19 protein-coding genes are annotated in these 18528 nt (G+C 66.4%); all 19 read left to right on the top strand.

Features of this window, described 5'->3' with window-relative positions:
• Positions 1 to 2 precede the first annotated feature (2 nt).
• The 19 genes from GUY30_RS09345 (at position 3) to metK (ending at position 18523) form a co-directional block, all read left to right on the top strand.
• The gene (locus GUY30_RS09345; RefSeq protein WP_167196606.1) at positions 3 to 935 is read left to right on the top strand and encodes a shikimate dehydrogenase family protein; all 933 of its coding nucleotides are present in this window, start codon (positions 3 to 5) and stop codon (positions 933 to 935) included.
• A gap of 13 nt (positions 936 to 948) precedes the next feature.
• Positions 949 to 1728, top strand: a complete 780-nt coding sequence (locus tag GUY30_RS09340) for a prepilin peptidase (protein ID WP_167196603.1) — start codon at positions 949 to 951, stop codon at positions 1726 to 1728.
• 10 nt (positions 1729 to 1738) lie between these two features.
• Entirely contained in the window at positions 1739 to 2938 is a 1200-nt protein-coding gene (gene aroC, locus GUY30_RS09335; protein WP_167196599.1) for a chorismate synthase, read from the top strand.
• On the top strand, positions 2935 to 3573 hold the full coding sequence (locus GUY30_RS09330) for a shikimate kinase (protein ID WP_167196597.1): 639 nt from the start codon (positions 2935 to 2937) through the stop codon (positions 3571 to 3573). The genes aroC and GUY30_RS09330 overlap by 4 nt, the downstream gene beginning before the upstream one ends.
• Positions 3574 to 3670: 97 nt before the next feature.
• Positions 3671 to 4792 carry a 3-dehydroquinate synthase gene (gene aroB / locus GUY30_RS09325; RefSeq protein WP_167200862.1) on the top strand — a complete coding sequence of 374 codons (1122 nt, stop codon included), beginning with the start codon at positions 3671 to 3673 and terminating at the stop codon, positions 4790 to 4792.
• Positions 4793 to 4939: 147 nt separating this feature from the next.
• Positions 4940 to 5500: an elongation factor P gene (efp, locus tag GUY30_RS09320; RefSeq protein ID WP_167196594.1), complete on the top strand. Its 561-nt coding sequence runs from the start codon at positions 4940 to 4942 to the stop codon at positions 5498 to 5500.
• Complete coding sequence (gene nusB, locus GUY30_RS09315; RefSeq protein WP_039207417.1) at positions 5501 to 5911, top strand: transcription antitermination factor NusB; 411 nt, start codon at positions 5501 to 5503, stop codon at positions 5909 to 5911.
• Positions 5912 to 6021: 110 nt separating this feature from the next.
• Complete coding sequence (gene pyrR / locus GUY30_RS09310) at positions 6022 to 6573, top strand: bifunctional pyr operon transcriptional regulator/uracil phosphoribosyltransferase PyrR (RefSeq protein WP_167196591.1); 552 nt, start codon at positions 6022 to 6024, stop codon at positions 6571 to 6573.
• Positions 6570 to 7550, top strand: a complete 981-nt coding sequence (locus GUY30_RS09305; RefSeq protein WP_167196588.1) for an aspartate carbamoyltransferase catalytic subunit — start codon at positions 6570 to 6572, stop codon at positions 7548 to 7550. Before pyrR ends, GUY30_RS09305 begins: the two co-directional genes overlap by 4 nt.
• On the top strand, positions 7543 to 8856 hold the full coding sequence (locus tag GUY30_RS09300) for a dihydroorotase (RefSeq protein WP_167196586.1): 1314 nt from the start codon (positions 7543 to 7545) through the stop codon (positions 8854 to 8856). The genes GUY30_RS09305 and GUY30_RS09300 overlap by 8 nt, the downstream gene beginning before the upstream one ends.
• Positions 8841 to 9335: a PH-like domain-containing protein gene (locus GUY30_RS09295; protein ID WP_167196582.1), complete on the top strand. Its 495-nt coding sequence runs from the start codon at positions 8841 to 8843 to the stop codon at positions 9333 to 9335. The genes GUY30_RS09300 and GUY30_RS09295 overlap by 16 nt, the downstream gene beginning before the upstream one ends.
• The gene (gene carA / locus GUY30_RS09290) at positions 9332 to 10492 is read left to right on the top strand and encodes a glutamine-hydrolyzing carbamoyl-phosphate synthase small subunit (protein ID WP_167196580.1); all 1161 of its coding nucleotides are present in this window, start codon (positions 9332 to 9334) and stop codon (positions 10490 to 10492) included. The genes GUY30_RS09295 and carA overlap by 4 nt, the downstream gene beginning before the upstream one ends.
• A 12-nt stretch (positions 10493 to 10504) precedes the next feature.
• The gene (gene carB / locus GUY30_RS09285) at positions 10505 to 13780 is read left to right on the top strand and encodes a carbamoyl-phosphate synthase large subunit (RefSeq protein ID WP_167196577.1); all 3276 of its coding nucleotides are present in this window, start codon (positions 10505 to 10507) and stop codon (positions 13778 to 13780) included.
• Complete coding sequence (pyrF, locus tag GUY30_RS09280; RefSeq protein WP_167196574.1) at positions 13780 to 14625, top strand: orotidine-5'-phosphate decarboxylase; 846 nt, start codon at positions 13780 to 13782, stop codon at positions 14623 to 14625. The genes carB and pyrF overlap by 1 nt, the downstream gene beginning before the upstream one ends.
• Positions 14626 to 14801: 176 nt before the next feature.
• The gene (gene mihF, locus GUY30_RS09275) at positions 14802 to 15113 is read left to right on the top strand and encodes an integration host factor, actinobacterial type (protein WP_025777825.1); all 312 of its coding nucleotides are present in this window, start codon (positions 14802 to 14804) and stop codon (positions 15111 to 15113) included.
• A gap of 19 nt (positions 15114 to 15132) precedes the next feature.
• Entirely contained in the window at positions 15133 to 15696 is a 564-nt protein-coding gene (gmk, locus tag GUY30_RS09270) for a guanylate kinase (RefSeq protein WP_127364400.1), read from the top strand.
• Positions 15697 to 15708: 12 nt separating this feature from the next.
• Positions 15709 to 16044, top strand: a complete 336-nt coding sequence (gene rpoZ / locus GUY30_RS09265) for a DNA-directed RNA polymerase subunit omega (protein ID WP_228281215.1) — start codon at positions 15709 to 15711, stop codon at positions 16042 to 16044.
• Entirely contained in the window at positions 16041 to 17321 is a 1281-nt protein-coding gene (coaBC, locus tag GUY30_RS09260; protein ID WP_167196572.1) for a bifunctional phosphopantothenoylcysteine decarboxylase/phosphopantothenate--cysteine ligase CoaBC, read from the top strand. The genes rpoZ and coaBC overlap by 4 nt, the downstream gene beginning before the upstream one ends.
• The gene (gene metK / locus GUY30_RS09255) at positions 17318 to 18523 is read left to right on the top strand and encodes a methionine adenosyltransferase (protein ID WP_167196569.1); all 1206 of its coding nucleotides are present in this window, start codon (positions 17318 to 17320) and stop codon (positions 18521 to 18523) included. Before coaBC ends, metK begins: the two co-directional genes overlap by 4 nt.
• Positions 18524 to 18528: the final 5 nt, after the last annotated feature.

Genomic DNA, 18528 nt, shown 5'->3' with positions numbered 1-18528 from the left:
CGGTGAGGATCCTCGCTGCAGTGCTCGGTTCGCCGATCGCACATTCGAAATCCCCGCTGCTCCACCGCGCCGCCTTCGCAGCACTGAATATGGAGTCCAGCGAGTACTCCCGGTTCGAACTCGGCTCGGAAGAGCTCGAGGGATTCCTCGACTCCCATCCCGAGCACGTCGGGTTCTCGCTGACGATGCCGCTGAAGGACCGACTCGTCACCCTCGCAGGCGTTCGCGGGTGGACCGTTGACGAGACGGCCACACTGACGGCGGCCGGCAACACGCTTGTCCGCGGCAGCGGTGAGGTGCAGGTGGCGAACACCGACGTGCGCGGCATCGTGCGCGCCATCGCCCCGCACATGGAATCCGTCCCGTACGCGGCCGACGGTGCGGGAACCGGCAGTGCGGGAGCCGGACGGGCGACGATCCTCGGTGCCGGGGCCACGGCCGCCTCGGCGCTCGTGGCCTGCCGTGATCTCGGGATCGCTCATGTCGACTTCCGCGTCCGCAATCCCGACCGTGCACGCCGGGTCCTCGACCTGGCCGAGCGGATCGGACTGACCTCCTCAGTGGGGGATCTGACCCGGATCGGCCCGTCGGCGATCGTCATCTCCACCCTGCCCGCCGAGGCGGCCCCGAACCCGATCTGGGAGACGCCGGTTCCCGGTGGGGTCGCCCTCGACGTCGCCTACGCCGCAGAGTCGGCGTTCCTCACCGCAGCCGCAGCACACGGCCTGCATCCCGTCGACGGCACGTCGATGCTCGTCGAACAGGCCGTCGCTCAGTTCGAGATGTTCCTCGCCGCCGCCCAGGCCGACGACGCAGGGACGACGGAGAACCTGCCGACGATCGAGAACCTGCCGACCGGACAAGAACTGACCTCTCGGGTTGCTGCAGCCATGTACGCAGCACTCGAAGGCCCGCCCGCCCGGGCTCGGGACTGAACCGGAGCCCGCGATGGATGCCGGAGTGCTGCACGGAATGACCATCGGCGTGACGGTTCTGGCCGCCCTGGCCTGCGGCCTCATCCTCGCCGCAACCCCACGGGTCTGGCTCAACGACTCCGCACACCTGCAGCAGTGGCAGGCCTCCAGATGGGCTCGCGGACCGGGACCGATCGTGGCGGGTCTCATCATCGCCGCAGTCGCCGCCGTCGTCTTCACCCTCGCAGTGCTCGCTCCGCTGGAGACCGGATGGAGTGCGTATGCGCCGCTGAGTAAAGAGACGTTCGCCCCGGGTCAGCCGAACTCCGCCGATCGCATCGTCTCCGCCCTGCTGCTGGGCCTCGTCTCCGGAGCGACTCCATTCCTCGTCACCGCGGACGTCAGCGTCCGCAGACTGCCCGATCGGATCGTCATCCCCCTGACGGTGGTCGCCCTGGGGCTCATCATCACCGGCTCCGTACTCGGAGAGCTGTCGATGTGGTTCTCGTCATTCTTCGCCGGAGTCCTCGCCCTCGCCTTCTTCGCCGCACTGCACCTGGTGGGCCGAGTGCTGAGGGCGCGGACGATGGGTCTCGGGGACGTCAAGCTCGCGTTCATCGTCTTCGCCGTCGCCGGTCTCTTCGACCTGTGGGCACCGACCCTCGTTCTCGTGGTGATGATGCTCATCGCCGGCGTCTGGGCGCTCATCGGTGCGGTGCGCGCCGGTCGGGTCCGCGGGGTGACCATCGCCTTCGGACCCGCCATGCTTTCCGGCATGTGGCTCGGGTGCCTGTTCGCCCCAATACTTTTGTAGAATCGGTGGAATGTTGAGATGGCTGACTGCAGGCGAATCCCACGGCGAAGCGCTGACCGGGATCATTGAAGGGCTTCCCGCCCATGTACCGATCACCAGGGACGATATTCGAGCGAGCCTGGCTCGCCGCCGACTCGGCTATGGCCGCGGCGCACGAATGAAGTTCGAAGCCGACGAAGTGCGCCTCCTCGGCGGTGTCCGGCACGGACAGACCCTGGGCTCACCGGTGGCGATCGAGGTCGGCAACACCGAATGGCCGAAATGGGAATCCGTGATGAACCCGGACCCCGTCGACGCCTCCGAACTCGAAGGACTGGCACGCAACGCCCCGCTGACCCGTCCGCGCCCCGGGCATGCCGATATCGTCGGCATGCAGAAGTACGGCTTCGACGAAGCCCGTCCCGTACTGGAACGCGCCTCGGCGCGTGAGACCGCGATGCGCGTGGCACTGGGCACTGTCGCCGCGAAGTTCCTCGGCGAACTGGGCATCACCCTCGTGTCCCACACCGTGGCCATCGGCGGAGCCGAACACTCGGCCGATGCGCTGCCCGCACTGCCGACCGCGGCCGATGTCGAGGCCCTGGATGCCGATCCTGTCCGCTGCTTCGACGCGGGCCTCTCGGCGGCGATGGTCACCGAGATCGACGCGGCGAAGAAGGCCGGGGACACCCTCGGCGGAGTCGTCGAAGTCCTCGCCTACGATCTGCCTCCTGGACTCGGCTCCCACGTGCACTGGGACCGTCGTCTCGACTCCCGCCTGGCCGGTGCCCTCATGGGCATCCAGGCGATCAAGGGAGTCGAGGTCGGAGACGGATTCCTCACCACGAAGCGTCCCGGCTCGGGCGCCCATGACGAACTCGAAGTCGGACCCGACGGATTCCGCCGCACGAGCAACCGCGCCGGCGGCACCGAAGGCGGAATGTCGACCGGCGGACCGCTGCGTGTGCGGGCGGGAATGAAGCCGATCGCCACGGTGCCGCGCGCCCTGGCGACGGTCGACGTCGAAACCGGCGAGGCCGCCAAGGCGAACCACCAGCGCTCCGACGTGTGCGCGGTGCCCGCCTCGGGCGTCGTCGCCGAAGCCATGGTGGCACTCGTGCTCGCCGAGGCGGTCGTCGAGAAGTTCGGCGGAGACTCCGTTGCCGAGACGAAGCGGAACCTGGACGCCTATGTCGCGGCCATTCCGGAGAACCTCCGCATCGGACGATGAACCACACCCCGCTGCCCAAACCGGTTCCGCCCCTGGAACCGGTCCCCGCCGCGCTCTCGCGCATCGTGCTCTCCGGTCCGCCGGCGGCAGGGAAATCGACGATCGGTCGGCTGCTGGCCGACCGGCTCGGTCTGCCGCTGACGGACACGGACGCGAACATCGTCGACAAGTACGGGGTGATCTCGGAGATCTTCGTCGAACGGGGCGAAGATCACTTCCGACGCATCGAACGAGAGGTCGTGCGCAGAGCGCTGCGTCGGCTGCTTGATCGGCCGGGCATCGTCTCCCTGGGCGGGGGAGCGATCCTCAACCCCGGCACCCGGGCACAGCTGAAGCACCCGGCGATCAAGGTCGTGCACATCGATATCGACGTCGAGACCGTCGCACAGCGGCTGACCGCCCCGCACCGGCCGCTGCTGCGCGGTGCGGGAAGCCCGGTGGAGAACTGGCTGGCGCTGGTCAACGAGCGCGAACCGCTCTACGAACAGGTCGCGACCTTCCGCGTCCAGGCCTCGAACTCACCGCCGTCGACGGTGGTCAACCGGGTCGTCGACGTCCTCACCGGTCTGCAGCGTGCCGAAGAGTACGCGAAATACGCCCATTCCGATGAGGGCGGAACCCAATCCGCGGACTGAGATATCCGTGACCTTCGGCGAACCCGCGTCGCCACGGCGACTCAGCGAGGACTAGGCTGGGCCCGATATGACTTCGAATGATCAGGAAGACGGACGAATGAGCCTCACACGCATCAATGTGGACGCCGGCGGGAACTACCCCGTCCTCGTCGGCCAGGGACTGCTCGGCGAACTGCCCGAGCTGCTCGGAAACCGCGTCGAGAAGGTCCTCGTCATCCACCCGCGCGCCCTGCGCACCACCGGTGAGACCGTTCGTGACGACCTCGCCGCGGCCGGCCTCGAGGCCGTGGCCGCGGAGATCCCCGACGCCGAAGAGGCCAAGCACGTCCAGGTGGCCGCGTTCTGCTGGCAGGTCCTCGGACAATCCGATTTCACCCGCACCGACGCCATCGTCACCGTCGGCGGGGGAGCGGTGAGCGACCTCGGCGGATTCGTCGCCGCCACCTGGCTGCGCGGAATCAAGGTCATCCACATCCCCACCACCGTCCTCGGCATGGTCGATGCCTCCGTCGGCGGCAAGACCGGAATCAACACCGCCGAAGGCAAGAACCTCGTCGGCTCCTTCCACGCACCCGCCGGAGTCCTCGTCGACCTCGACACGCTCGGGACTCTGCCGGAGAACGAACTGTTCACCGGACTCGCCGAGGTGGTCAAGACGGGATTCATCGCCGACCCCGCGATCCTCGATCTGGTGTCGAACCACTCGAAGGACGAGATCGCCGATGTGCACGGTCCGGTGCTGCGCGAACTCATCGAACGTTCCATCCGTGTCAAAGCTGACGTCGTCTCCGGCGATTTCAAGGAATCCGGACGCCGGGAGATCCTCAACTACGGCCACACCCTCGGCCATGCGATCGAGCACAAGGAGCGCTACCAGTGGCGCCACGGCGCCGCCGTGTCGGTGGGCATGGTCTTCGCCGCCGAGGTGGCGTCGATGATCAAGAGCCTGCCCTACGAGGTCGTCGACCTCCACCGCGAACTGCTCGGCAAGCTGGGGCTGCCCGTCGGCTACCGCTCCGACGTCTGGCCGCAGCTGCTGGACACGATGAAGAGGGACAAGAAGGCCCGCGGAGCGATGTTGCGGATGGTGCTCCTCAGCGACATCGGCGAGCCCAGCACCGTCGAGATCCCCGATGCCTCCATCCTCTTCACCGCCTACCAGGAGATCGGCGAGGATTCGCCGACGGTTCCCCTCGGCATCGGCATCGGCCTCAACTGATCTCGCCCGGATGGAAGGCTCCCGCTCAATCTTGCTAGACTTGCCCAGTGGCGCGTTCGTCGACCCCGAACCCGGGGCTGAGCGGCGCGTACTGCCGACTGCGATCACCATTCGGTGATCAGGACTGAACCGAAGAAGGACGAATTAGTGGCGACAACGAACGACCTGAAGAACGGCCTTGTGCTCAACCTCGACAACCACCTGTGGCAGGTGCTGGAATTCCAGCACGTCAAGCCCGGTAAGGGTCCGGCGTTCGTTCGCACCAAGCTCAAGAGCGTAACGACCGGCAAGATCATCGACAAGACCTTCAACGCCGGCACCAAGGTCGAGACCGCGAATGTCGACCGTCGCGATATGCAGTACCTCTACCATGACGGCACCGACTACGTGTTCATGGACTCCCAGGACTACGATCAGGTCAACATCTCCGCAGAGCTCGTCGGCGACGCCGCGAACTACATGCTCGAGAACCAGGACCTGCAGATCTCCTTCCACGAAGGCATCCCGCTGTCTGTGGAGCTCCCGCCGTCTGTGGAACTGACCATCACCCACACCGAACCCGGACTCCAGGGCGACCGTTCGACCGGCGGTTCGAAGCCGGCGACGCTCGAGACCGGCTACGAGATCCAGGTGCCCCTGTTCCTCGAAGAGGGCGTCAAGGTCAAGGTCGACACCCGCAGCGGCGACTACCTCGGTCGCGTCAAGTAAGTGGCATCGGCACGTACCCGAGCCCGTCGCCGGGCTCTCGAGCTGCTCTTCGAAGCCGGGCAGCGTCGGCTGGCCATGGATGAACTCGTCACCATGCGGTCGAACGATCCCGACTATCCGATGAAGGAATATGCGGTCGAGATCGTCAAGGGCATCACCGAGAAGCAGGCGGAGATCGACGAGATCATCTCCACCTACTCAGAAGGTTGGACCCTGGACCGGATGCCGGCCGTCGACCGGTCGCTGCTGGAGATCGGAACCTGGGAGATGCTGTTCAACGACGAGGTACCCGACAAGGTGGCCATCGACGAGGCCGTGTCCCTGGCCCGACAGTTCTCCACAGATGACTCTCCCGGATTCGTCTCGGGGCTGCTCTCCCGCATCCTCGACGTCAAACCGACACTCATCTGAGCCGGCGGGTCCGGATTCCGGACCCGCCCTCCGGTCGGCATCCCACCGGGTCTACAATCGAATCGAACCACTCCTTTAACCACCGTCCAGAGAGGCGGAGAAGGGGAAATATGACACAGCGAACAGTGCTGGACGCCCCCGATATCTCGCGGGCGATCACCCGCATCGCGCACGAGATCATCGAATCCAACAAGGGCAGCGACGACCTCGTCCTCTTAGGCATCCCACGCCGCGGAGTCCCGCTGGCCCACCGACTCGCCGAGGCGATCGCCTCCATCTCCGGGCAGCCGGAGACCGCATCCGAACTGGCCGGCAGCCTCGACATCACGATGTACCGCGACGATCTGCGCGGCGGCTCCTACCGGGCACCCGAACCCACCTCCATCCCGACCGCGGGAATCGATGCGAAGACCGTCGTCCTCGTCGACGATGTGCTCTTCTCCGGACGCACCATCCGCGCCGCTCTCGATGCTCTCGCCGATGTCGGTCGCCCCGCTAAGGTCCGCCTCGCGGTCCTCGTCGACCGCGGTCACCGGGACCTGCCGATCCGCGCCGACCATGTGGGCAAGAACCTGCCGACGTCGAGCAGCGAACGCGTCAACGTCGCTCTCACCGAAACCGACGGTGACGACTCCGTGAGCATCTCGGGAGGCCGCGAATGAAGCATCTGCTCGACACCACTTCGCTCAGCCGAGACGATGCCATCGGCATCCTCGACATCGCCGAGGAGATGACCCTCGTCTCCGAACGAGAGGTCAAGAAGCTGCCCGTGCTGCGCGGACGCACCGTGGTCAACCTGTTCTTCGAAGATTCCACGCGCACCCGGCTGTCCTTCGAAGCCGCAGCCAAACGGCTCTCGGCCGATGTTCTCAACTTCTCCGCGAAGGGCTCGTCAGTATCGAAGGGCGAGAGCCTCCAGGACACCATCCAGACGATCTCGGCCATGGGCGCCGACGCCATCGTCGTCCGCCACTCGGGGGCCGGCACCGCCCACCGTCTCGCTCACACCGGGTGGATCGACGTCCCCGTCGTCAACGCCGGCGACGGCACCCACGAACATCCGACCCAGGCACTGCTCGACGCCTTCACCCTGCGCCGGGCCTTGGCCGGTGTTCCCGCCTCGGGGCCGGTGTCCGGGGGACCGCGCGGCCAGGGACTGGACGGCGCGAAGGTCGCTATCGTCGGAGACATCCTGCACTCCCGTGTGGCCCGGTCGAACGTCCACCTGCTCGCCCGCCTCGGCGCCGACGTCCATCTCATCGCCCCGCCCACCCTCCTGCCGTGGGGAGTGGAGAACTGGCCGGTGACCGTTCACTTCGACTTCGATTCGGCGCTGAGCACCGAGGACTTCGCCGCCGTGATGATGCTGCGGGTCCAGCAGGAGAGGATGCACGAGTCCTTCTTCCCCAACGAACGCGAATACGCCCGCCTGTGGGGACTGAGCGCGGCCCGGCTGGCCGACCTGCCGGAGTCGACCTTCATCATGCACCCGGGCCCCATGAACCGCGGTTTCGAGATCTCCGCTGCCGCAGCGGATTCACCCCGCGCCCTCGTCCTCGACCAAGTCGAGAACGGAGTGAGCGTGCGCATGGCGGTCCTCTACCGTCTGCTGACCGGTCAGGAGGAGACCAATGACTGATTACCTCATCCGCGGAGCCGACGTCCTCGGACGCGGAGTCGCCGATATCGCGATCCAGGACGGACGCATCGTCGATCCCGAGCTGCTGGGCGCAGGCGAATATGAGACTGTCGAGGCCGCGGGCCTCGTGGCGCTGCCCGGATTCGTCGACATGCACACCCACCTGCGCGAACCGGGCAAAGAGGACGCCGAGACGGTGCTCACCGGATCCCGTTCGGCGGCATCGGGCGGATTCACCTGTGTCCATGCCATGGCCAACACCGCTCCCGTGGCCGACACCGCAGGAGTCGTCGAACAGGTCCACCGCCTCGGCCGCGCCGCCGGATTCACCGAGGTCGTCCCCGTCGGTGCCGTGACCACCGGTCTCGAAGGCCGGCAGCTCGCCGAACTCGGGGCCATGGCACGCTCGGGTGCCCGCGTGCGGATGTTCTCCGACGACGGCATCTGCGTGTCCGATCCGCTGCTCATGCGCCGCGCCCTCGAATACGTCAAGACCTTCGACGGAATCATCGCCCAGCACGCACAGGAACCGCGCCTGACCGAAGGCGCACAGATGAATGAGGGAACGGTCTCGGCCGAACTCGGTCTGCCCGGCTGGCCCGCGGTCGCCGAGGAGTCGATCATCGCCCGCGATGTGCTCCTGGCCGAACACGTCGGGTCCCGGCTGCACATCTGCCATGTGTCCACGGCCGGCAGCGTCGACCTCATCCGCTGGGCCAAGGCCCGGGGGATCGCCGTGACCGCCGAGGTGACGCCGCACCATCTCATGCTCACCGACGAACTCGTGCGCACCTTCGACCCCGTGTACAAGGTCAACCCGCCGCTGCGCACCGATGAGGACGTGCAGGCGCTCCGGGCCGCCCTGGCAGATGGCACGATCGACGTCGTCGGCACCGACCATGCCCCACACACCGCCGAACACAAATGTAGCGAATGGACCGCAGCGGCCATGGGCATGGTCGGCATGGAGTCCGCGCTGTCCATCGTCGTCGCCGCCATGGCCGAACTCGACTTCGATTTCGGCGATGTGGCCCGTGTGATGTCTTCGGCCCCGGCCCGCGTCACCGGCGCCTCCGGACACGGCAGCCTCGAGGTCGGGGCCAGTGCGAACATCGTCCTCGTCGACCCGGCCGCACCGCACCGCATCGAACCCGGCGACCACGCCACGAAGGGACGCAACAACCCCTTCGCCGGCGTCGAGGTGACCGCGAAGGTCACCGACACCTTCTTCTACGGCCACCGGGTCTTGGCCGCAGGGGCACTCACCACACCCCACCCGGCAGGAGCAACATGGACACCACAGTAGGCACACTCATCGTCGCCGCAGTCATCCTCGTCGTGATCGTCGCGATCGCCTGGGGATGGAGCCGACGCAAACAGGCCCAGTCAGAGGTCGCCACCCCGCCGAAGCCCCACATGGGCATCAAAGCCGTGTCCGAACCCGTCGAAGGCTCCTACGTGTCGACGACGAGGGCCGGCCATCCGCTCGAACGCGTCGCCGTCCACGGTCTGGGCATCCGCACCACCGGTGAACTCGTCGTCACCGACGGGGGAGTGATCATGGACCTGGCCGGACGCGAGGACTTCCTCATCCCGCGCCGCGACATCGTCTCCGTGGACACCACGAACGGGATGATCGGGAAGTTCGTCGAACGCGGAGGCATCATCCGCATCACCTGGCACCTCGGCGACACCCTCGTCGACACGGGCTTCCGCGCCCGCTACGCCGCATCCACCACCCCCACCGTCGACCGCATCCGCGAAATGATCGAAGAGGCACAATGAGCTTTTCAACCACCCCCGCCGTCCTCGTCCTCGAAGACGGCCGGACCTTCCACGGATCCGCCTACGGACACCTCGGCGAGACCACCGGTGAGGCCGTGTTCGTCACCGCCATGTCCGGCTACCAGGAGACGCTGACCGACCCGTCGTACCACCGACAGATCATCATCCAGGCCGCTCCGCACATCGGCAACACCGGCATCAACCGCACCGATGACGAATCCGCCCAGATCTGGGCCGCCGGCTACGTCGTCCGCGACGCCTCCCGGATCTCATCGAACTGGCGGTCCGAAGGCGACCTCGTCGATTGGCTGACCGAGTCCGGGATCGTCGGAATCTCCGACGTCGACACCCGAGCCCTGACCCGACATCTGCGCGACAAGGGCGCCATGCGCGTGGGCATCTTCTCCGGACCCGCCGCCGAGGCGCCCGAATCCGAGCTGCTCGCCCGTGTCCAGGCCTCCCCGCAGATGGCGGGAGCCAACCTCGTCGACGAAGTCTCGATCACCGAACCCACGCTCATCCCCGCGACGGGGGAGAAGAGGTTCAGCGTCGCCGCCGTCGACCTCGGCATCAAATCGATGACCCCCGAACGACTGACCGAACGCGGAATCGACGTCCACCTGCTGCCGTCGTCGATCAGCTTCGAAGAGATCCGAGCCCTGGGCGTCGACGGAGTCTTCTTCTCCAACGGTCCCGGCGACCCCGCCACTGCAGACGACCAGGTCGAACTGCTGCGCGCCGTCCTCGACGCGGGTCTGCCGTTCTTCGGCATCTGCTTCGGCAACCAGCTGCTCGGTCGGGCACTGGGCTTCGGCACCTATAAGCTGCCCTTCGGCCACCGCGGCATCAACGTGCCCGTGCTGGACCGGACCACCGGAAAGGTCGAGATCACCTCGCAGAACCACGGCTTCGCCGTCGACGCACCGCTTAAGGGCGAGACCATCGCTCCGCACAAGGCCGACTACGGCCGGGTGACCGTCTCCCACGTGTGCCTCAACGACGATGTCGTCGAGGGACTCGCCTGCCTCGACATACCCGCCTTCTCCGTCCAATTCCACCCCGAGGCTGCGGCCGGCCCGCACGATTCGAGCTATCTGTTCGATCGCTTCGTCGACCTCATGTCCGCTTCCCAGGCCGATTCGGCTGCCCAGGCCTAAGGAGAACACCCCATGCCACTGAGACAAGACCTCAACTCCGTCCTCGTCATCGGCTCCGGCCCCATCGTCATCGGACAGGCCTGCGAATTCGACTACTCGGGCACCCAGGCCTGCCGTGTGCTGCGCTCCGAGGGCCTGCGCGTCATCCTCATCAACTCGAACCCGGCGACGATCATGACCGACCCGGACATCGCCGACGCCACCTATGTCGAGCCGATCGACCCGGAGGTCATCGAGACGATCATCGAGAAGGAGCGCCCCGATGCGCTCCTGCCCACCCTCGGCGGACAGACCGCGCTCAATGCGGCCATTGCGCTGCACGACGCCGGAGTGCTCGAGAAGTACGGCGTCGAACTCATCGGCGCCGACGTCGATGCCATCCAGCGCGGTGAGGACCGGCAGAAGTTCAAAGACATCGCCGAAGCCTGCGGCGCCGAGGTGGCCAGATCGGCCATCTGCCACACCCTCGACGAAGCCCTGGCCGCCGCCGAGGAGCTCAACTACCCGGTCGTCGTCCGCCCCTCGTTCACCATGGGCGGCCTCGGTTCGGGCATGGCCTACGACGAAGCCGATCTGCGCCGCATCGCCGGCGCCGGACTGTCCGATTCCATCACCCACGAGGTGCTGCTCGAGGAATCGATCCTCGGGTGGAAGGAATACGAACTCGAGCTCATGCGCGACAACAAGGACAACGTCGTCGTCGTGTGCTCGATCGAGAACGTCGACCCCGTCGGTGTGCACACCGGTGACTCGATCACCGTGGCCCCGGCACTGACCCTGACCGACCGGGAATACCAGTCGATGCGCGATATCGGCATCGCCATCATCCGCGCCGTCGGCGTGGACACCGGCGGCTGCAACATCCAGTTCGCCGTCGATCCCAAGACCGGACGCATCATCACCATCGAGATGAACCCGCGCGTGTCCCGGTCCTCCGCGCTGGCGTCGAAGGCCACGGGCTTCCCGATCGCCAAGATGGCGGCGAAGCTCGCCGTCGGCTACTCGCTCGACGAGATCCCCAACGACATCACGAAGGTCACCCCGGCCAGCTTCGAACCGACGCTGGACTATGTGGTCGTGAAGATCCCGCGCTTCACCTTCGAGAAGTTCCCGGCCGCGGACCCGACCCTGACGACGACGATGAAATCCGTCGGCGAAGTCATGGCGCTGGGCCGCAACTTCACCACGGCCCTGCAGAAGGCGATGCGCTCGCTCGAGCAGAAGGACGCCTCCTTCAGCTGGGCCGACCTGCCCGACGTGACCGATGACGACGTCCGCGAATCCGTGCTCGAGGCCATCTCGCATGCCACCGCTGACCGCATCCACTCCGTCCAGCGCGGACTCGCCGCCGGACTGAGCGCGGAAGAGGTATTCGACGCCTGTGAGATCGACCCCTGGTACCTCGACCAGATCCAGCTCATCAACGAGGTGGCCGCGTACATCCGCGACGCCGACGAACTCGATGCCCAGGTGCTCAAGGTCGCGAAGAACCACGGATTCTCCGACGAGCAGATCGCGGGGCTGCGCAGCCTCGAGACGAGCGTCGTCACCGGCATCCGCCACGCCCTGCGCGTGCGCCCGGTGTTCAAGACGGTCGATACCTGCGCCGGCGAATTCGAGGCGAAGACCCCCTACCACTACTCGAGCTACGACTCCGAGACCGAGGTCATGCCGCGCGACCGCCCGGCCGTGATCATCCTCGGCTCCGGTCCGAACCGGATCGGACAGGGCATCGAGTTCGACTACTCGTGCGTGCACGCCACCATGGCGATCGGGTCGGCCGGATTTGAGACCATCATGGTCAACTGCAACCCGGAGACCGTGTCGACCGACTACGACACCGCAGACCGTCTGTACTTCGAGCCCCTGACCTTCGAAGACGTCATGGAGGTCTACCACGCCGAGCTCGCCGCCGGCGAGGTCCTCGGAGTCGTGTGCACCCTCGGCGGCCAGACCCCGCTGGGCCTGGCCGACAAGCTCAAGGCAGCCGGCGTGCCGGTGCTAGGCACCCAGCCCGAAGCCATCGACCTGGCCGAGGACCGCGGAGAATTCGGCGCCGTCCTCGACCGGGCCGGACTCACCGCACCCAAGCACGGCACCGCGGTGACCGCCGGCGAAGCCGCAGCGATCGCCGAGAACATCGGCTACCCGGTGCTCGTGCGTCCCTCCTACGTCCTCGGCGGGCGCGGAATGCAGATCGTCTACGACCGCACCCAGCTGCTCGACTACATGGCCAGCGCCACGGAGATCTCGACCGATCGTCCGGTCCTCGTCGACCGGTTCCTCGAAGACGCCATCGAGATCGACGTCGACGCCCTCTTCGACGGAAATGAGGTCTACATCGGCGGAATCATGGAGCACATCGAGGAGGCCGGAATCCACTCCGGCGACTCCGCCTGTGTGCTGCCCTCGCCGACCCTGGGCGAGGATGTGCTCGAGCGCGTCCGTCAGGGCACGAAGGCCATCGCCGAGGGTGTGGGTGTGCGCGGACTGCTCAACATCCAGTTCGCAATCGCCGCCGATGTCCTCCACGTCATCGAAGCCAATCCGCGTGCCTCACGGACCGTGCCCTTCGTCTCGAAGGCGACGTCGACTCAGCTGGCCAAGGCCGCGGCGCTCATCGCCGTTGGCCGCACGATCGACGATCTGCGCGGTGATCTGCTGGCCGAAGAAGGCGACGGCTCGACCCTGCCGCTCGACCATCCGATCGCCGTCAAGGAGGCGGTCCTGCCGTTCCGTCGTTTCACCACCGTCGAAGGCAAGATCGTCGACTCGATTCTCGGGCCCGAGATGCGCTCGACCGGTGAGGTCATGGGCATCGACCACAACTTCCCGACCGCGTTCGCGAAGGGCCTCCTCGGCGCCGGAGTGAAGCTGCCGACCTCGGGCACGGTGTTCGTCTCGGTGGCCGATCGGGACAAACGCGCCATGGTGCTGCCGGTCAAGGAACTCGTCGATATGGGCTTCGACGTCGTTGCGACCACCGGCACCGCGGCCGTGCTCTCCCGCTACGGGATCAAGACCACGCAGGTGCACAAGCACTTCGAGGCCGACGCCGAGGACCGAACTGTCATCGACTACCTCACGGCGGGCACCATCGACATGGTCATCAACGTGCCCTCGGGCCGGCAGGAACGTGCCGACGGCTATGAGATCCGCGCCGCCGCGACCGCGAACTCCGTCCCGCTGATCACGACGCTGGCCGAATTCGCCGCCGCCGTGACCTCCCTCGAGGTTATCCGGGACTCGAAGTTCGACGTGCGCAGTCTGCAGGACTGGAGCGCCTGATGTTCGGCACCCGGCTGGCGGCCGCCATGGACGAGCACGGACCGCTGTGTGTGGGCATCGACCCGCACGAGCATCTTCTGTCCTCCTGGGGGCTGCCGGCCACCGCCGCAGGCGTCCGGGAGTTCGCCCTGCGCACGGTCTCCGAACTCAAGGGCTCGGTGGCCGCGGTGAAACCGCAGTCCGCGTTCTTCGAACAGTACGGCTCCGCCGGAGTCGCCGCTCTCGAAGAGACCCTGGCCGCGGCCGGGGACGCCGGACTGCTCACCGTCCTCGACATCAAACGCGGCGATATCGGGTCGACCATGGGCGCCTATGCGAAGGCCTACCTCGACCCCGCCTCGGCGCTGGCCGCGGATTCGATCACGGTCTCGCCCTACCTCGGGTTCGGCGCCCTGGAACCGGCCTTCGAGCTCGCGGCCGCTCATGGCAAGGGCATATTCGTCCTTGCTCTGACCTCGAACCCGGAAGGCACCGAGGTCCAGCACGCCGTGCGAGACGGCGATTCGGTGGCGGGATCGATCGTGTCCCGCGTACGGGCGCGCAACGCTCAGGCACTGGGGACGAACGAGGAACTCGGTCCCTTCGGGCTCGTCGTCGGAGCGACCATCGGCACGGCCGCACGAGACCTCGGGTTCGACCCCAGCGACTGCGGGGGACCGATCCTCGCCCCGGGTGTCGGCGCACAGGGCGCCGGTCTGCCCGAGCTGCGCGCGGTCTTCGGCGACCGAGCCCTGACGTCGGGACAGGTGCTCGCCACCGCGTCCCGGGCCGTACTCGGTGCCGGACCCGATGGTCTGGCTGATGCGGCAGCCGCGCTCAATCGTGAGCTGACGGCAGCGGTCTGAGCACCGGTGTGCCGACCGCAGGTCGGTCCGTGGTCGCCCGAATCGGTAGTCGTTCGACGGGTGGAATCCGGCTCGCCGTGCCACAAATTTCGGCTCATATCGCCTCTCGGCAGGGATTTTGTCTTAGACTGAGACAACTTCCCTACCTGCCCGTTCATGGTGACAGAGGAGACAAAGTGGCACTCGAACCGTTGACCCCGCAACAGCGTTCCGCTGCGTTGGACAAAGCGTTCAAGGCGCGTCAGGCACGAGCCGAAGTCAAGTCGGCGCTGAAGACCGGCGATACCGATCTCGCGGCCGTGCTCAAGAAGGCGGCAGACGACGAAGCACTCGCGAAGATGCGTGTGCTCGATCTGCTCAGGGCTCTGCCCGGAGTCGGCGACCGGCGAGCCGAGGCCGCCATGGAAGAGGTCGGCATCGCCACCTCCCGGCGGATCAAGGGTCTGGGCGTGCACCAGAAGTCCGCCCTGTTGGAGAAATATTCCTGAGTGTGACAACCTCAGATCTGTGAATAATCGACTCACCGTCCTCGCGGGTCCGACCGCCGTCGGAAAAGGCACCATCAGCACCTATATTCGGCAGAACCACCCCGAGGTCTGGTTCTCCGTGTCGGCCACGACCAGGCCCCGGCGCCCCGGAGAGATCGATGGTGTCCATTATCACTTCCTCACCGACGACGCCTTCGACGCCCTCATCGCCGAGGGCCGGCTGCTCGAATACGCCGTCGTCCACGGACGCCACCGGTACGGCACACCCTCGGCGCCGGTGGAGGAGAAGCTCGAACAGGGGATTCCAGCGCTGCTCGAGATCGACCTGCAGGGCGCCCGCCAGGTCAAAGAGAAGATGCCCGACGCCCGCTTCGTCTTCCTCGCCCCGCCCAGCTGGGAGGAACTCGTCTCCCGACTGACCGGTCGCGGCACCGAAACGGAGGAGGAGCAGGAACGGCGCCTGGCCACCGCGAAACGCGAATTGGCCGCGGAATCGGAGTTCGACGTGACCATCGTGAACGACCACGTTCGCACTGCGGCCGAAGAACTCCTATCATTGATGGGTATATCCACCTCCGATTAGATGGGAATCTCCTTGCCCGCACAGCCTGAAGGCATCACTAATCCTCCGATCGACGATCTGCTCAACGTCACCGGTTCGAAGTACGAACTGGTCTCGATCGCGGCAAAGCGCGCCCGTCAGATCAACTCCTACTACGCCCAGCTGCAGGAGGGACTGCTCGAGAACGTCGGTCCGCTCGTCACGCCCGGCACCAACGAGAAGCCTCTGTCGATCGCTCTGCGTGAGGTCAACGAGTCGAAGATCGTCGCCCGCGAGGTCTCCGAAGCCGACTTCATCCAGGCCGCACCCGAGGCCGAAGCCACCGCTCCCGTGAGCAACGACGGCGCGATCGACTTCAGCGACCAGTGAGAATCGTACTCGGCGTCGCCGGTGGGATCGCCGCCTACAAAGCGGCACACATCATCCGGCGACTCCGGGACCTCGGCCACAGCGTCAAGGTCGTGCCCACGGCCAACGCGCTGAAATTCATCGGCGGCCCCACCCTCGAAGCCCTGTCCGGGCAGACGGTGACCACCGACGTCTTCGACGAGATCGACACCGTCAACCATGTCCGGATCGGGCAGGAGGCCGAACTCGTCATCATCGCCCCGGCGACCGCCGATCTCATCGCGAAGATCGCCGCCGGACGGGCAGACGATCTGCTCACCGCCTCCGTGCTCACCACCACCGCCGAGGTGGTCGTGGCCCCGGCCATGCACACGGAGATGTGGCTCAATCCCGCCACCGTGGCCAATATCGCAACCTTGCGCTCCCGCGGCATCCACGTCCTCGACCCTGCTGTCGGACGCCTCACAGGACCCGATTCCGGTCCCGGACGCCTGCCGGAGCCCGAAGACATCGTCGACTATGCACTCTCGGTCAAGAACGCCTCCGCGAACGATCCCGTGAGCACGGCATCCGACCTGCGCGGTGACCTGTCCGGCCGCCGCATCGTCATCAGCGCCGGCGGCACCCGAGAGCCGCTCGACCCCGTCCGCTTCCTCGGCAACCGCTCCTCGGGCAAACAGGGCATCGCCCTGGCAAAGGCGGCCCATGCCGCCGGCGCCCACGTCGAACTCGTCGCCGCGAACATCGATACCGGACTGCTGTCGGGACTGCCCAGTGACATCACGATCACCCAGGTCGAATCCACCCTGGAACTGCAGGAGGCGATGCACTCGGCCCAGATGCGCGCCGATGCCATCATCATGGCCGCCGCAGTCGCCGACTACCGACCCGCCGAGACCACGGACTCGAAGATGAAGAAGTCCGGAGACGAAGGGCTCACCCTGCGGCTCGTGCAGAACCCGGACATCTTGCGCGGTCTCGTCGACGAGCGCAGTCGGCAGACCGGCCTTCGCGAGCAGATCATCGTCGGATTCGCCGCCGAGACCGGTGACGCCGGCACAACCGCCCTCGATTACGCACGGTCCAAATTCCAACGCAAGGGCGTCGACCTGCTCGTGTTCAACGACGTCTCCGACGACCGTGCCTTCGGCCACGACGACACCATGGTCCAGATCATCTCCGCCGAGCGCGGTGACATCGCCGTCGGCGAGGAATTCCACGGGTCGAAGGACCATGTTTCACAAAAGGTCATCGCGGCCGTGTCCGACCAGTTCACCCACGTAGAATCGACAACGTGACACACACAAATCTGCGTTTCTTCTCATCCGAGTCCGTCACCGAGGGACATCCCGACAAGATCTGCGACCAGATCAGCGATGCGGTGCTCGACGACCTGCTCCGTCAGGACCCCAACGCCAAAGTGGCCGTGGAGACCATGGTCACCACCGGACTCGTCCACGTCGCCGGTGAGGTGAATACTGCCGCCTATGCCGATGTCGCCGGAATTGTGCGCAGCCTCATCACCGGAATCGGCTACGACTCCTCGGACACCGGCTTCGACGGACATTCCTGCGGAGTCTCCGTGTCCATCGGCAGCCAGTCCACGGACATCCACTCCGGTGTGACGAACCCGTTGGACTTCCGCGAAGCCGTCGAATCCTCCGACCACGGTACGAGCCTCGGCGCCGGAGACCAGGGGCTGATGTTCGGCTATGCCGACAACTCCACCGACGTGCTCATGCCCCTGCCCATCCACCTGGCCTCCCGGATGGCCGAGCAGCTCTCAGAGGTGCGCAAGTCCGGTCGCCTCGACTACCTGCGCCCCGATGGCAAGACGCAGCTGACCTTGGGCTACGACGGGGACGAAGCCGTATCGATCGAGAACGTCGTCGTCTCCACCCAGCACTCGGCGGACACCAGCCAGTCCCAGCTGCACACTGAGATCAAGGAACTCGTCATCGATCCGGTGATCGCGAATTCCGGTCTCGACACCTCGGGCGCGAACATCCACATCAACCCCGCCGGTCCCTTCGTCACGGGCGGGCCGATGGGCGATGCCGGTCTGACCGGGCGGAAGATCATCGTCGACACCTACGGCGGATTCTCCCGCCACGGAGGCGGTGCGTTCTCCGGCAAGGATCCCTCGAAGGTCGACCGCTCCGCAGCCTACGCGATGCGCTGGGTGGCGAAGAACGTCGTCGCCGCCGGTCTCGCCGACCGTGCCGAAGTGCAGGTGTCCTATGCGATCGGACGTGTCGACCCGATGGGCCTGTACGTCGAGACCTTCGGAACCGAGAAGGTCGATCCGAATGCGATCTCCCGAGCCATCCGCGAGGTCTTCGACCTGCGCCCGGCCATGATCATCCAGGAACTCGATCTGCTGCGCCCGATCTACTCGCAGACCTCGACCTACGGCCACTTCGGCCGCGAACTTCCGAACTTCACCTGGGAGGTCACGGACCGCGCCGAGGATCTGCTGCGCGCCGTGTCCTCCAACTAGTCTGC

The organism is Brevibacterium pigmentatum (assembly GCF_011617465.1).
Taxonomy (GTDB): Bacteria; Actinomycetota; Actinomycetes; order Actinomycetales; family Brevibacteriaceae; genus Brevibacterium; species Brevibacterium pigmentatum.
Note: the sequence above shows the minus strand (reverse complement) of the source record. Positions and strands in the feature narration are given on the sequence as shown.